The 15,182-nt window shown below is 67.5% G+C and carries 13 protein-coding genes; 12 read left to right on the forward strand and 1 reads right to left on the reverse strand.

Going from position 1 to position 15,182, the window contains the following annotated elements:
- Positions 1-3: 3 nt before the first annotated feature.
- The 11 genes from CAL26_RS12670 (at position 4) to CAL26_RS12720 (ending at position 13,158) form a co-directional block, all read left to right on the forward strand.
- Complete coding sequence (locus tag CAL26_RS12670; RefSeq protein ID WP_094847275.1) at positions 4-846, forward strand: FAD binding domain-containing protein; 843 nt, start codon at positions 4-6, stop codon at positions 844-846.
- Positions 843-2,132: a xanthine dehydrogenase family Fe-S subunit gene (locus CAL26_RS12675; protein ID WP_094847276.1), complete on the forward strand. Its 1,290-nt coding sequence runs from the start codon at positions 843-845 to the stop codon at positions 2,130-2,132. Before CAL26_RS12670 ends, CAL26_RS12675 begins: the two co-directional genes overlap by 4 nt.
- Before the next feature lie 118 nt (positions 2,133-2,250).
- Positions 2,251-3,315 (forward strand): ABC transporter substrate-binding protein, encoded by a 1,065-nt coding sequence (locus CAL26_RS12680; RefSeq protein ID WP_094847277.1) that lies wholly within the window; start codon positions 2,251-2,253, stop codon positions 3,313-3,315.
- Positions 3,312-4,097 carry an ABC transporter ATP-binding protein gene (locus tag CAL26_RS12685; RefSeq protein ID WP_094847278.1) on the forward strand — a complete coding sequence of 262 codons (786 nt, stop codon included), beginning with the start codon at positions 3,312-3,314 and terminating at the stop codon, positions 4,095-4,097. The genes CAL26_RS12680 and CAL26_RS12685 overlap by 4 nt, the downstream gene beginning before the upstream one ends.
- Positions 4,094-4,867 (forward strand): ABC transporter permease, encoded by a 774-nt coding sequence (locus CAL26_RS12690; RefSeq protein ID WP_094847279.1) that lies wholly within the window; start codon positions 4,094-4,096, stop codon positions 4,865-4,867. Before CAL26_RS12685 ends, CAL26_RS12690 begins: the two co-directional genes overlap by 4 nt.
- A gap of 52 nt (positions 4,868-4,919) precedes the next feature.
- Positions 4,920-5,573, forward strand: a complete 654-nt coding sequence (locus CAL26_RS12695) for a TRAP transporter small permease subunit (protein WP_094847280.1) — start codon at positions 4,920-4,922, stop codon at positions 5,571-5,573.
- 1 nt (position 5,574) lies between these two features.
- Positions 5,575-7,242, forward strand: a complete 1,668-nt coding sequence (locus CAL26_RS12700) for a TRAP transporter large permease (protein WP_094847281.1) — start codon at positions 5,575-5,577, stop codon at positions 7,240-7,242.
- A 198-nt stretch (positions 7,243-7,440) separates the two neighbouring features.
- Complete coding sequence (locus CAL26_RS12705; protein ID WP_094847282.1) at positions 7,441-10,365, forward strand: molybdopterin oxidoreductase family protein; 2,925 nt, start codon at positions 7,441-7,443, stop codon at positions 10,363-10,365.
- A 13-nt stretch (positions 10,366-10,378) separates the two neighbouring features.
- Positions 10,379-11,125, forward strand: coding sequence for a 4Fe-4S dicluster domain-containing protein (locus CAL26_RS12710; protein WP_094847283.1), 747 nt, complete (start codon positions 10,379-10,381; stop codon positions 11,123-11,125).
- A 71-nt stretch (positions 11,126-11,196) separates the two neighbouring features.
- Positions 11,197-12,138, forward strand: a complete 942-nt coding sequence (locus tag CAL26_RS12715; RefSeq protein WP_094847284.1) for a dimethyl sulfoxide reductase anchor subunit family protein — start codon at positions 11,197-11,199, stop codon at positions 12,136-12,138.
- Positions 12,139-12,195: 57 nt separating this feature from the next.
- Complete coding sequence (locus CAL26_RS12720; RefSeq protein ID WP_094847285.1) at positions 12,196-13,158, forward strand: NADP-dependent oxidoreductase; 963 nt, start codon at positions 12,196-12,198, stop codon at positions 13,156-13,158.
- A gap of 64 nt (positions 13,159-13,222) precedes the next feature.
- On the opposite strand, the gene CAL26_RS12725 is transcribed toward CAL26_RS12720, so the two are convergent.
- Positions 13,223-14,026: an IclR family transcriptional regulator gene (locus tag CAL26_RS12725; protein WP_094847286.1), complete on the reverse strand. Its 804-nt coding sequence runs from the start codon at positions 14,024-14,026 to the stop codon at positions 13,223-13,225.
- Positions 14,027-14,133: 107 nt separating this feature from the next.
- On the opposite strand from CAL26_RS12725, the gene CAL26_RS12730 reads away from it, so the two are divergent.
- The gene (locus CAL26_RS12730) at positions 14,134-15,144 is read left to right on the forward strand and encodes a tripartite tricarboxylate transporter substrate binding protein (protein ID WP_373454513.1); all 1,011 of its coding nucleotides are present in this window, start codon (positions 14,134-14,136) and stop codon (positions 15,142-15,144) included.
- Positions 15,145-15,182 lie beyond the last annotated feature (38 nt).

Consider the following 15,182-nt stretch of genomic DNA (forward strand, 5'->3'; position numbering starts at 1 on the left):
CCCATGAAAGCGGCGAAATTCGATTACATACGCGCCACGTCGGTGGCCCAGGCGCTGGATGCGTTGGGGGAACACGGCGGCGCGGCCAAGCTGATGGCCGGCGGCCAATCGCTGGGGCCGATGTTGAACCTGCGGCTGGCGCGGCCCGCCGTGGTCGTCGATATCTCGGGCCTGGAAGACCTGCGCGGCGTGCGCCGCGACGGCGACATGGTGCGCATCGGCGCCGCGGTCACGCATGCGGAGATCGAGGACGGCGTGCACCCGGCGCTGCGCGATTCGCCCATGCGCGCCGTGGCCGCCGGGATCGCCTATCGCGCGGTGCGCAACCGCGGCACGCTGGGCGGCAGCCTGGCGCATGCGGACCCTGCCGCGGACTGGGTGGTGGCGATGGTGGCGCTGGGCGCGCGCATCGAGCTGGCTGGCCCGGGCGGCGTGCGCCATATCGAAGCGGACGGCCTGATGCAGGGCGCCTACACGACCGCGATAGGGGAAGACGAACTGATACAGGCCGTCCACGTTCCGGCCGGCGAGGCGCGGGCGCGCTGGGGCTACTACAAGTTCTGCCGCAAGACGGGCGAGTTCGCCGAAGCCAGCTGTGCCGCGTGGTTCGACCCGGCCCGGGGCCAGGCGCGCATCGCGCTGGGCGCGCTGGACGGGGCGCCGCGCCTGCTTCATTCCCTGGCCGCGCGCGTGGCGCAGGGCGGCGCGGCGGCGCTGGACCAGGTGGAAATCGCCAGGGAAGTGGCGGACGCCATGCCCGGCAAGGATGAAGCGCATCGCCAGTTGCATGCCGCGGCGGTCGGCCGCTGCCTGGCGCAGGCGACAGGCAAAGGATCGCGGACATGACCCAGGTCACGATGGAAGTGAACGGCCGCCAGGTGGCCGACGACGCGCCGGCGCGCATGCACCTCGGCGATTTCCTGCGCGACAAGCTGCGCCTGACGGGCACGCACCTGGGCTGCGAACATGGCGTGTGCGGCGCGTGTACCGTGCTGCTGGATGGCGAGCCGGTGCGCTCGTGCATCTCGTACGCGGTCGCCTGCGAAGGGCGCCGGGTGACGACGATCGAAGGCTATGACGCCGATCCGGTCATGCGGCGGCTGCGGGAAGCCTTCACGCGGCATCATGCCTTGCAATGCGGGTATTGCACGCCCGGCATGCTGGCGACGGCGCGCGACATCGTGATGCGCCTGCCGGACGCCGACGAAGCGCGGGTGCGGGTGGAGCTGTCGGGGAATCTGTGCCGCTGCACGGGATATATGGGCATCGTGGCGGCGGTGATGTCGGTGCTGGCCGGGCTGCGAGAGGCGCCGGATGCGGACGTGGATCGCCTGCGGGCGGCGCTGCGGGCCGGGGAGGGCGCCGCGCCCGCGGCGGCACCGCCCGCGGCGTTCGAGGCGTTCAGCGCCGCGCCGGCCGCAGCGGCCACGACCGCGCCAGGCGCGCAGCCGGCGCGCGTAGCGCCCGCCACGTCTGCCACGACCGCTGCGTCAGCAGCGTCAGCAACGTCAACAGCGTCCGCAACGTCAACAGCGTCAGCGACGCCGGCCGCAAGCAATTCTGAACCGACGTCCTCCGCCGGCAAGACCAACGAAATCGACGGCGGCTTCGACGTGCCGTTTCCGCCGGAGCGGGTCTGGGCTTTCATGACCGACCTGCCGGCCGTGGCCGCCTGCCTGCCCGGCGCGTCCATCCAGGAACAGCAGGGCGAGCGGGTCAAGGGCACGATCGCCGTGAAGTTCGGCCCCATGCGCGCCGCCTTCAACGGCGCCGCGCGCCTGGACCGCGACGACGCCGCCATGCGCGCCGTCTTTCGAGGCGCGGGCCAGGACACGGTCAGCCGTTCGCGCGCCAACGGCGACATCACCTACCAGGTGCGGGACGCCGGCAATGGCGGCGCGCGCGTCGACGTCAATCTCGCCTATTCCCTGCAAGGCCCGCTGGCGCAGTTCTCGCGCTCGGGGCTGGTGCAGGACTTCGTGTGCAGGATGATCGCCGACTTCGGCGCCAACGTCGCGGCGCGGCTGGGCGGCAATGCGTCGGCCGAACCCGCGCAGGCCTCTTTCAACGCGTCCGGCATGTTCTGGCAGATCGTCCGGGCGCGTATCAAGCGTTGGTTCGGCCGGGGCTGACGCGGCCTCGGACATGATGGGTCCGCGCGGCCGCGCAGGCCGCGACGGGCGTGATAACGAAAGCCAGCCGCGCGCCGTCGCGCGCGGATGAGCCCATACGAAAGACAAGGGGAAGTACATGCGAGCGAGCTTGGCAGTTGCATGGCGCCGCGTTTCGAAGGGCCTGGCCGGCCTGGCGCTGGGCGTCACCGCCACGGCGGCGGGCGCGCAGGCCACAGAACCTTTGAAGGTGCGCCTGGACTGGACGCCGTGGGGCGTGCAGGCGCCTTTCCACCTGGCGCAGCAGAAGGGCTGGTACAAGCAGGCGGGCCTGGACGTCACGCTGGAGGACGGCAACGGTTCCGTCACCACGGTGCAGATCGTCGGGTCCAGCGGCACTTTCGACGTGGGACATGCGGCGCTGGCGTCCATGATGATCGCGCGGGACAAGGGCCTGCCGGTCAAGGCCGTGGCGGTCTTCGCGCGGCAGAGCGATATCGGCCTGCTGGTGCCCGCCGATTCGGGCATTACCGGACCCGCCGGGCTGAAGGGCCGCAAGATCGCCTACACCGCGGGCTCGCTGGAAGCGCCCTTCGTCGATGCATTCCTGGCGGCGGGCAAGCTCAAGCGCGGCGACGTCGAGCTGGTCAATGTGGATGCCGCCAGCAAGGCCTCGACCTATGCGGTCGGCCGTGCCGACGCGGCGTTTTCGACGATCCCGTTCTTCCTTCCCGTGGTGTCGCAGACGCGGCCTTCGGCGGCGGTGCGCTTCGCCGACTACGGCTTGAACATGCCCAGCTTCGGCTTGTTCGCCAGCGAGGAGAAACTGCAGGCGCGCGGCGCGGCGATCGGACGCTTCGCCAGCGTCACGGCGCGGGCCTGGGAATACATCTATGCCGGGCATGAGGACGAAGCCGTGGATGCCGTGATGGCGCAGCGGCCGCAGGCGCGGCTGGACCGCAAGGTGCTGCGCGGCCAGATCGATGCGCTCAAGCCCTATTTCGGCGATCTGTCGGCGGGCGCGCGCATCGGTCCGCCCGTGCCGGACGACTGGGTGCAGGCGGTCAAGACCTTGTCATCGGTCGGCTTGATAGGCGCGGCCGGCGCAGGCGCGGCCGGCCCAGGCGCGCAGGCGGATCCCGCCGGCTTCTACGTCACGGGCCTGGTGCATCCGGAGCGCTACGACGCCATGGTGGGAAAATGAACACCGCGGCGGTGTCGGCTCGCGACGTCGGCAAGCGCTATCCCGGCGAGCGCGGCGTGCGCGCGCTGGATGCGGTCTCGGTGGAATTGCCGCCGGGCCGCTTCGTCAGCATCCTGGGCCCCAGCGGCTGCGGCAAGAGCACCTTCCTGCGCTGCGTCGCCGGCCTGGAAAGCATCAGCGAAGGCGAACTTCGCGTGGAAGGCTGGCCGGTGAAGGGGCCGCCCGACGGCATCGGCATGGTGTTCCAGCGCGATGCCTTGCTGGACTGGCGCACGATCCGCCGCAACGTGCTGCTGCCCATCGAATTCGCCCACAAGCCGCTGGCCAGCTATGCCGCCAAGGCGCGGCAGCTGCTGGAGCTGACCGGGCTGCAGGACTTCGCCGACTGCTATCCGCACGAACTGTCGGGCGGCATGCGGCAACGCGCCGCCATCTGCCGCGCCCTGATCGACGACCCCAGGCTGCTGCTGATGGACGAGCCGTTCGGCGCGCTGGACGCGCTGACACGCGACCAGATGAACGTGGAGCTGCAACGCATCTGGCTGGAAACCCGCAATACCGTGCTGTTCGTCACCCACGGCATCGCCGAGGCCGTGTTCCTGGGCGACACGGTCATCGTGTTTTCGCCGCGTCCCGGGCGCATCGTCGAAACGCTGGAGATCGACCTGCCGCGTCCGCGGCCGCTGTCGGTGCGCGAGTCGCCCGAGTTCGGCGCCTACGTGCGGCACATACGCGGCTTGTTCGAGGACATGGGCCTGATCGACGAGAGGAGCCACGCATGAAGGCGTCGTACCTCCGATGGGCGCATGGCGCGGCCGGCGCCGCTTCGCTGGTCCTGTTCCTGCTGATATGGGAAGCGGCCGTGCGGCTGCTGCACGTCAAGCCCATCATGCTGCCGCTGCCGTCCAGCATAGGCGTGGAGCTGTACAACGACGCCGCGTGGTATGCCGGCCAGGCGGGCTACACCCTGATGACCACGCTGGCCGGCTTCGCGCTGTCGGTGCTGGCCGGCGTGGGCGTCGCGGTCCTGCTGGTGGGATCGCGCTGGTTCGAAAGCGTGCTGCAGCCCCTGATCGTCGCGCTGAACAGCGTGCCCAAGGTCGCCGTGGCGCCCTTGTTCGTGATCTGGCTGGGCACGGGCGCCGAGCCCAAGATCGCCATCGCCTTCCTGATCGCCATTTTCGCGATCATCGTCGATACCGTGCACGGCCTGCGTTCGGTGCCCAAGGACATCCTGGACCTGGGGCGGGTGTTGAAGGGTTCCAGGCGCGACTTTTTCTTCAAGGTCCGGCTGCCGTGCGCGCTGCCGTCCATCCTGGCGGGCATGAAGGTGGCGATATCGCTGGCGCTGGTGGGCGCCATCGTCGGCGAATTCGTGTCGTCGCAGAGCGGCCTGGGCTACGTGATCATGACCGCGCAAGGCACCTTCGATACGGTGCGGGTATTCGCCGCGCTGTTCGTGCTGGCCTTCATCGGCCTGGCGCTGTTCGGCGCGCTGGCATGGCTGGAACGCAAGGCGACGCCCTGGCGGCAGCGCCAGGACGAGCACTGACGACGCAGGCCGCCCGGGCGCGGGAAAAAACATCAATGAAAAGGGGAAAACGATGCAGTCCTTGATGGCCCTGTCGCGTCTGATCGACGCGATCAACCTGCGCGTGGGCCGCGCGGTCACCTGGGTGACTCTGCTGGTGGTGCTGGTCAGCGCCGGCAACGCGGTGGTGCGCAAGGTGCTGCACACCAGCTCGAACGCCTGGCTGGAGCTGCAGTGGTACATGTTCGGGGCGATGTTCCTGCTGGCCTCGGGCTATACGCTGCTGAAGAACGAGCACGTGCGCGTGGACATCCTGTCCTCGCGCCTGCCGCGGCGCAAGCAGATCTGGATCGAGATCTTCGGCGTGGTGTTCTTCCTGCTGCCGGCGTGCGTACTGATCCTGGTGCTGTCCTGGCCGGTGTTCGTCGATTCCTTCGTCACGAATGAACAGTCTTCGAACTCCGGCGGGCTGGTGCGCTGGCCGGTCAAGCTGCTGATCCCGGCGGGTTTCGCGCTGCTGGTGCTGGCGGGGGTGTCGCACCTGATCAAGTGCGTGGGCTTCCTGCGGGGCCGCTGCGAGGATCCGGGCAAACGCGACGGCGCCCGTTCGGCCGAAGAGGAACTGGCCGAGGAGATCGCCCGCGAGGCGCAGGCCCGCGAAGCCGCCGCGCTGGCGCAGGCCGCGGCGCCGGCCGGCCCGGCCGATTCCCGCGACGGAGGGCGCTGAGATGGATTTCCTCATCGCCAACCTCGCGCCCATCATGTTCGCCACCCTGGTGGTGTTCCTGCTGCTGGGCTTTCCCGTCGCCTTCGCGCTGGCGGCCAACGGCATCCTGTACGGCCTGATCGGCATCGAGCTGGGGCTGCTCACGCCCGCGCTGTTCCAGGCCCTGCCGCAGCGCATCTTCGGCATCATCTCCAACGACACGCTGCTGGCGGTGCCGTTCTTCACCCTGATGGGCCTGGTGCTGGAGCGATCCGGCATGGCCGAAGACCTGCTGGAGACCATCGGCCAGCTGTTCGGCACCGTGCGCGGCGGCCTGGCCTTTGCCGTGGTGTTCGTCGGCGCCATGCTGGCGGCGACCACCGGCGTGGTGTCCGCATCGGTGATCTCGATGGGCCTGATCTCGCTGCCCATCATGCTGCGTTACGGCTACGACCGGCGCCTGGCCAGCGGCGTGATCGCCGCATCGGGCACACTATCGCAGATCATTCCGCCGTCGCTGGTGCTGATCATCCTGGCCGACCAGCTGGGCCGCTCCATCGGCGACATGTACCGCGCGGCGATGGTGCCGGGCTTCGTGCTGGCGGGGCTGTACATCGTCTACGTGGCCATCATGTGCGTGATCAAGCCCGCGTCGGCGCCGGCCCTGCCGGAAGAGGCCCGGCGTTTCCGCGAAGACAACGGCACGCGCGGCGGCCGCTCGCTGCTGGTGCTGATGGCGATCTCGGTGACGGTGGCCTGGGCGCTGGGCCAGTGGATGGAGAACGACACGGCGCCCGCCGACGAGCGCATCGTGCTCAGCCTGCTGTTGTGGGGGTTGACCGCCTTCGTCATCGCCATCGTCAACAAGGTGCTCAGGCTGGGCCTGCTGTCGGCGCTGGCCGAACGCGTCACCTTCGTGATGATCCCGCCGCTGTTCCTGATCTTCCTGGTGCTGGGCACCATCTTCATCGGCGTGGCCACGCCCACCGAGGGCGGCGCCATGGGCGCGGTCGGCGCCATCGCCATGGCGCTGGCGCGCAAGCGCCTGACCCTGGACCTGATGAAGCAGGCCATGGACACGACTACCAAGCTGTCCTGCTTCGTGGTGTTCATCCTGGTGGGATCGACGGTGTTCGGGCTGACCTTCCGAGGCGTGAACGGCGACCTGTGGGTGGAGCACCTGCTGACCGGCCTGCCGGGCGGGCAGTGGGGCTTCCTGATCGTGGTCAGCGTGCTGACCTTCGTGCTGGCGTTCTTCCTGGACTTCTTCGAACTGGCCTTCATCATCGTGCCGCTGCTGGGACCGGTGGCCGAGAAGATGGGCATCGACCTGATCTGGTTCGGCGTGATCCTGGCGGTGAACATGCAGACGTCCTTCATGCATCCGCCGTTCGGTTTCGCGCTGTTCTACCTGCGCTCGGTCGCGCCCAAGGATCCGTACCGCGACAAGGTCACGGGCCGCACGATCGCACCGGTGACCACCGGGCAGATCTACTGGGGCTCGGTGCCGTTCATCGTGATCCAGCTGCTGATGGTGGCGACGGTGATGCTGGTGCCCGCGATGGTCATGCATTACAAGGGCGACGTGTCGCAGGTCGATCCGGCGTCGGTGAAGATAGACGTGCAGGGCGGCTACGGCGGCAGCGTCTACGGCAACGATTCCGGCGACGCCGGCGCGGTCTTCAAATAGCCAGTCGGAAAAAGCGTTGAAAGAGCGAGGCCGACTCAGGGAAAACCCTGGGTCGGCCTCGCTTCTTTATTACTTTATCGGATTTGCTTATAACCGGAATACGAAATCACAACTTTCGTTTCGTGCAGCCCCTCCGTATCATCGGTCCCCGAAAGGCGGCCCGCCCCGGTCGCCGTCGGAATGGGAAGGAACCGCCGCATGGAACACGGACATCGCACTCAGCGCGAGAACCTGGAGGTCAAGAACACGACCTGTTATATGTGCGCCTGCCGCTGCGGCATCCGCGTGCATCTGCGCGATGGCGAGGTGCGCTATATCGATGGCAACCCCGACCATCCGCTGAACCAGGGAGTCATCTGCGCCAAGGGTTCGTCCGGCATCATGAAGCAGTATTCGCCGGCGCGCCTGACCCAGCCGCTGCGGCGCAAGCCCGACGCGGAGCGCGGCACCGCGCAGTTCGAGCCCATCTCCTGGGAAGAGGCGCTGTCCCTGCTGGAAACGCGGCTGGCCCATCTGCGCGCCACCGACCCGCGCCGCTTCGCGCTGTTCACCGGGCGCGACCAGATGCAGGCGCTGACCGGCCTGTTCGCCAAGCAGTTCGGCACGCCCAACTACGCGGCGCACGGCGGCTTCTGTTCGGTCAATATGGCGGCCGGCATGATCTATACGATGGGCGGATCGTTCTGGGAATTCGGCGGCCCGGACCTGGACAATGCCCGTCTTTTCCTGATGATAGGCACGGCGGAAGACCACCATTCCAATCCGCTGAAGATCGCCATTTCCAAGTTCAAGCGCGCGGGCGGGCGTTTCATCGCCATCAACCCGGTGCGCACCGGCTACGCCGCCGTGGCCGACGAATGGATACCCATCCGTCCCGGCACCGACGGCGCGCTGTTCATGGCCCTGATCCACGAGCTGATCGAAAGAAACGCCTACGACCATGAATTCGTCTCGCGCTATACCAATGCCGGCGAGCTGATCGACCTGCGCGAGGACAGCGACACCCATGGGCTGTTCGTGCGGGATCCGTCCAGCCCGGAAATCAATGCGCTGTTCCCGCAGAACCGCATGTGGTGGGACAAGCATACCGATCGCGCCGTGGTGAACCACGCGCCGGGCGCCGAACCGGTGCTGGACGGCCAATACACGCTGGACGACGGCACGCCGGTGACGCCGTCCTTCACCCGCCTGCGCGAGCGCGTGGCATCCTGTACGCCCGAATGGGCGGCGGGCATCACCGGTATCGACGCCGGGACGATACGCCGGCTGGCCGACGAATTGATCCAGGTGGCGCGCGACCAGAAGATCGAGTTGCCCATCCGCTGGACCGACGCCTGGGGCGTCGAGCATGAATCCGTGCGCGGCGCGCCGATCGCGTTTCACGCCATGCGGGGGCTGGCCGCGCATTCGAACGGTTTCCAGAGCATCCGCGCGCTGTCCATCCTGATGTCGCTGCTGGGCACCATCGACACCCCGGGCGGCTTCCGCCACAAGGCCCCGTATCCCCGCGCCGTGCCGCCTTCGGCCAAGCCGCCCAACAAGGCCAGCGACGTGCAGCCCAATACGCCGCTGCCCAACGGCCCGCTGGGCTGGCCGGCGGCGCCGGAAGACCTGTTCATCGACGAACAGGGCGGCCCCGTGCGCATCGATAAGGCGTTTTCCTGGGAGTATCCGCTGGCCGTGCACGGCATCATGCACAGCGTCATCACCAATGCCTGGCGCGGCGATCCCTATCCCATCGACACGCTGCTGATTTTCATGGCCAATATGGCGTGGAATTCGTCGATGAACACCGTGGAAACGCGCCGCATGCTCACCGACCGGCGCGAGGACGGCGAATACAAGATCCCCTTCCTGGTCGTGTGCGACGCTTTCCAGTCGGAGATGACGGCCTTCGCCGACCTGATCCTGCCGGATACCACCTATCTGGAACGGCACGACGCCATGTCGATGCTGGACCGGCCCATTTCGGAATTCGACGGGCCGGTGGATTCGGTGCGCATCCCGGTGGTGCCGCCGACCGGCGACTGCCGGCCTTTCCAGGACGTGCTGGTCGAGCTGGCCGGCCGCCTGAAGTTTCCCGCCTTCACCCGGCCGGACGGCGGGCGCAAATTCAGCGACTACAAGGACTTCGTCGTCAACTTCCAGACCGCTCCCGACTCGGGCGTGGGCTTCCTGATGGGCTGGCGCGGCAAGGACGGCGACAAGGCGCTGGTGGGCGAGCCGAATCCGCGCCAATGGGAGCAGTACGCCGAGAACAATTGCCACTACCACTACGTGCTGCCCGAAGGCATGCAGTACATGCGCAACTGCAACGGTCCCTACCTGAAGTGGTCGGTCGAGAACGGCATGCGCAAGTTCGGCACGCCCATCGTGATCCAGCTGTATTCGGACGTGATGCAGAAATTCCGCCTGGCGGCGCAGGGCAAGACCAGCGGTCGCCAGCCGCCCGACCACCTGCGCGCGCGCATCGAACGCTACTTCGACCCCGTGCCGTTCTGGTACGAACCGATCGAGCGCGAAGTCACCGATACCGAGGCCTTTCCGCTGGCCGCGGTGACCCAGCGTCCCATGGCCATGTATCACTCCTGGGACTCGCAGAACGCCTGGCTGCGGCAGATCCACGGCGAGAACTATCTGATGGTGAACCCGCGCACCGCGGGCGCCCAGGGCATCGAGGACGGCGGCTGGATCTACGTCGAGTCGCCCTGGGGCAAGGTGCGCTGCATGGCGCGCTACAGCGAGGCCGTCGAGCCCGGCACCGTGTGGACCTGGAATGCCATCGGCAAGGCCGCCGGCGCATGGAACCTGGGGCCGGACGCCAACGAGTCGCGCCGCGGTTTCCTGCTGAACCACCTGATCACCGACGAACTGCCGGCGGGCAGGGATGGCGTGCCGGGCAGGATATCCAACTCCGACCCCATCACCGGGCAGGCAGGCTGGTATGACCTGCGGGTGCGCATCTATCCCGCCGAGGCGGATGCCGACTTCACGCTGCCGCAGTTCGCACCGATGCAGCCCTTGCCGGGTTCGCTCAATGTGGTCACGCGGGTGGTGCAGACCTATTTCGCCGGCAAGGGCGAGTTCCTGGCCCGCCTGCGCCGCGCCGGCTCGAACAAGTAAGCAAGGACACGACATGACCCAGATGGCTTTGGTGATAGACCTGAATGTATGCGTGGGGTGCCATGCCTGCGTGACCAGCTGCAAGGAGTGGAATACCTCCGGCGAAGCGGGCAGCCTGGCCGACGAGCGCGCCTACGATGCCGATCCCAGCGGCAATTTCTTCAACCGCGTGCAGACCTACGAGGCGGGGGAATTCCCGCTGACGGATACGATCCATTTCCCCAAGTCCTGCCTGCATTGCGAAGACCCGCCCTGTGTGCCGGTGTGCCCGACGGGCGCGAGCTACAAGCGGGAAGCCGACGGCCTCGTGCTGGTCGACTACGACAAGTGCATCGGCTGCAATTACTGCGCATGGGCCTGTCCCTACGGCGCCCGCGAACTGGATCCGCAGCGCAAGGAAATGACCAAGTGCACGCTGTGCTCGGATCGGATCGGCAATACCGCGTTGCCGGAGCGGGACCGCAAGCCGGCCTGCGTGCTGGCCTGTCCGACCTCGGCGCGCCTGTTCGGCGACATCCATGATCCGGACTCGGAAGTGTCGCAGGCGATACGCGACCGCGGCGGCTACCAGTTGATGCCGGAGTGGGGCACCCAGCCGGCCAATCACTATCTGCCGCGCCGCAAGACGGAGTCGGCCACGAGCGCTGGGCAGGGCTGCGGGTCGGGCGCCTGCTCATGCGCGACGAAGCCGGCCACGGACATCCAGGGGCAACTGGAAAGCGGCCAGCTGGACCTGGCCGCCGTCGCGGCCTCCCACTGACGTCGCCACCGACATCGCCATAGCCATCGGTTTGCCGGCATCGCGGCAAGCGCAAGAACCAAGGAGTATCCATGCGGCCACCCTTTTCGGTCGTTTTTCTGACTACGTTGTGCGGCGCCGCGCAGGGCTTGCTGATCGCGCTGGTCGCGATGGAGCTGGCGGCGGCCGCGGGCTCGCTGACCCTGCCGTCGCAGGGATTTTTCGTGGCGGGCGCCGGGGCGGCCTGCGTGCTGGGGGCCCTGGGCCTGTTCGCGTCCTTTTTCCATCTGGGCCATCCGGAACGGGCATGGCGGGCCGTCGCCATGTGGCGGACCTCGTGGTTGTCGCGGGAATGCCTGGCTGTCCCTACCTTTCTGCTGCTGGCCTTTCTTTACGGCCTGGCCCACGCGCTGGCGTTTCCCTACAGCCTGGCCGTCGGGATCGTCGGTGTCGTGGCCGCAGCCGTGCTGTTCGTGTGCACAGCCATGATCTACGCCTGCCTGCGCTTCCTGCAGGAATGGGCCAGCCCCTTTACCCTGGTGAACTTCGTGCTCTTGGGTTGCGCGTCGGGTTTCACCCTGGCCACGCTGATCGCGGCGGTCTGGGCCGCGCCGCTGGTGGTGGTGCTGGGACCCTGCGCCTGCATCCTGATCGCCGCGAGCTGCATGTCGCGCATGGCCTCGCTGGCGCGCAACGCCCGCCTGCACCCCAAGTCGACCCTGCAGAGCGCCACGGGGATCCGGTCGGACAAGCTGGTCCAGAAGTCGCAGGGGTTCACCTCCAGCTCCTTCAATATGCGGGAGTTCTTCCACGGCAAGAGCGCCGCCATGCTGGCGACGGTGAAGACGGCCTTCGTGCTGGGTGCCTTCGTCATCCCGTTCATCCTGGTGATGCTGGGCTCCACGGCGGCGGCGTCCATCGCGATGCTGGCGGTCGCCTTCGTGATCCAATACCTGGGATTGCTGGCCGAGCGCTGGTTCTTCTTCGCCGAGGCCCGGCACCCGCAGAATCTGTATTACCAGCGGGCGGCGTGACGCGGGCGGCATAGCAATTGCGGCCGGGCAGCGTCGCACTGCCGTGAGGAGGCCGCCATGAGCCGGATGCAAGCCTATCGTATTCACCGTTTCGGAGGACCCGAGGTCCTCCAGGAAGAATGGGTGGATATACCGGAGCCCGCCCAGGGCGAAGGCCTGATACGCATCCTGGCGGCCAGCCTGAATCCGGTGGATCTCAAGACGCGGGAAGGCAAATATCCGCTGGTGCGGGCCGATCGCCTGCCTTACATCCTGGGCCGCGACTGCGCCGGCATCCTGGAGGAAACCCGGCAGCGCCTGCCGGGCATCGAACCGGGCGACGCCGTCTATGCCTTCGTCGGCCAGGGGCAGGGGGCGTACGCGCAGTTCGTGACGACTCCCTTGGAAGGCATCGCCCGCAAGCCCTTGTCGCTGGACTTCGCCACCGCCGCGGCCGTGCCACTGGCCGGGCTGACCGCCTGGCAGGGCATCTTCGATCACGGCGGGCTGAAGGGTGGCCAGCGCCTGCTCATCCATGGCGCGGCCGGCGGCGTCGGGCATCTTGCCCTGCAGTTCGCCAAGGCCAAGGGCGCCGAGGTCTTCGTGACGGCTTCCGGCGACAGCGCGAACTTCCTGCGCGGCCTGGGCGCGGATCGCGTCATCGACTACAAGACCCAGGATTTCGAGCGGGAAGTCAGCGACGTCGACGTGGTATTCGACCTGATCGGCGGCGACACCCAGGAGCGTTCCTGGAACGTGCTGAAGGACGGCGGCGCGCTGATCTCGACGCTTAATGAGCCGTCACAGGAACGCGCGCGCCAGAAAAACGCCCGCGCCGCCCGCTACACCGCCCGCCCGGACGGCCGCCAACTGGGCCGGATCGCCGACCTGATCGATCGCGAAAAGGTCCGCGTGCACGTGACCGGCGTCTTCGACTTCGCCCAGATGGAGCGCGCCCAGCGCCAACTGCAACAGGGCCACAACCGCGGCAAGCTGGTCGTGACCCTGACGCCACGGCCGGACACGGCGGACGGGCAGTAGCGATCGTCTCTGGCCGCCAGGCCTGCCACGCTGTTGCAACCGCCTTTCGCAGTGCCGCCCATGGCTAACGCCGCGCCAGTTCGCCGCGCAGGACTTCGGCGATCGTGCGCTGGCGCGCGGCGGGCATGCGATCAATAAGCGTGGACACGCTGATGGCCAGCCGGGGATAGCCTTCCGCATCGCACCAGGCCATTCCCACGCCGAGCGCGCCTGGCACCGCGGTGTTGCCGATGACCGACCAGCCGCGGTCGCGCGTGCTCTCCGCCAGGCGACGGATATGCGCCGCCGTCAGGCCGCCATAGCCGCGTAGCGCTGTTTCGTTGCGGGCGATCACGGCGGCGGCTTCGGCGGGAGGCAGCGCGGCCAGCAGCGCCAGGCCCGCGGCGCCCACGCCCAAAGGCTGGCGATGCCCCACGGTGACGGTCAGCACCTGCACCGGGTAATTGCCCAGCTCACGATGCAGGCACAGCGAGTCGTCGCCCGCACGGCAGATCAGGAAAGCCGAGTCGCCGATGGCGTCGCTGATGCGGCGCATCGCGGGGCGCCAGCGCCGTATCGCCTGTTCATGCGGATCGCCACTGTCGGCGTCGGTCTGCAGCACGCGATAGCGCGGCTTGTCGCCATCGCGCAGGGCATAGCCTTCGTCCACCAGGACGTCGAGGAAGCGATACACGGTCGAGCGTTGCATGCCGGTCTGCGCGGCGATTTCGGTCACGTGCAGGCCGCTGTCGCCCGCGCGACGCAACGCGCCAAGGATATGCAGGCCGCGTCGCAAGGTGCGCGGCCCGCCGTCGCGGTCAGGGGCGTTGGGGGTCTCATGCTTGCGGCGGCCCCGCGGCGGCGTAGCCTCAGTGGATGGCTTGTTCATTATTTGGACAAACGGTCTTTGCGCGCTCCTTGCGTAGAAGCATCATACGCGCAGGCAAACACAGATTTGTCCAAAATTTGAACAAACAGACGGAGACAGAAAAAATGATGCCAAGACGCTGCGCGCGTGTGCTGACGGCCGCCCTGCTGGGCGGCGGGATGAGCCTGGGCCTTGCCATGCCGGCCCATGCCCAGACCCAGACTCCGACCCCGTCCAGATACCCCAGCCATCCCGTGACCATGATCGTCGGCTATGCCGCCGGCGGTGCCACCGACATCGTGGCGCGCCTGCTGGCCAAATCCCTGACGCAGGAATTGGGGCAGACCTTCGTGGTGGAAAACCGCACCGGCGCCAACAGCAATATCGGCGCGGAAACCGTGACGCGCGCCGCGCCGGACGGCTATACGCTCTACGTCGGTTCGATCGCCAACACGATCAACATGACGCTGTATAGCAAGCTCAATTACGACGTGAACAAGGATTTCGCGCCGGTGGGCATGATGGCCTCCGTGCCCAACATCCTGGTGGTCAATCCCAAAGTGCCGATCAAGACCGTCAAGGAATACATCGCCTACGCCAAGGCCAATCCGGGCAAGCTGACCTGCGCGTCGTCGGGCAGCGGGTCGTCCATCCATCTTTCCTGCGAGCTGTTCAAGATAGAGACGGGCACGGACATCCTGCACGTGCCGTATCGGGGCAGCGGCCCGGCGGTGGCGGATCTGCTGGGCGGGCAGGTCGATTCGATGTTCGACAACATGCCGTCTTCCTTGCCTCACGTGCGGGCCGGGAAGCTGCGCGCGCTGGGGGTGACTTCGCAACAGCGCGTGCCATTCGCGCCGGATGTGCCGACGTTGGCGGAGTCGGGCTTGCCCGGGTTCTCGGTGGAGTCGTGGTTCGGGCTGATGGCGCCGGCCGGAACGCCGCCGGCGGTGATCGAGCGGCTGAATACGGCGTTGAACGAGGCCTTGAAGTCTGCCGACCTGCGGGCGGTGTACGACAAGAGCGGGTTCGTGCTGCCGCCCGAGGACAATTCGCCCAAGGCGTTTGGCAGGTTTATTGCCGCGGAGACGGCGAAGTGGGCCAAGGTGGTGAAGACGGCGAATCTGAAGGCTGAGTGATCGGCCCGTATGAGTGATCGGCCTGTATTCAAGGAGTT

This window comes from Bordetella genomosp. 9 (genome assembly GCF_002261425.1).
In the GTDB taxonomy this organism is placed as follows: domain Bacteria; phylum Pseudomonadota; class Gammaproteobacteria; order Burkholderiales; family Burkholderiaceae_B; genus Bordetella_C.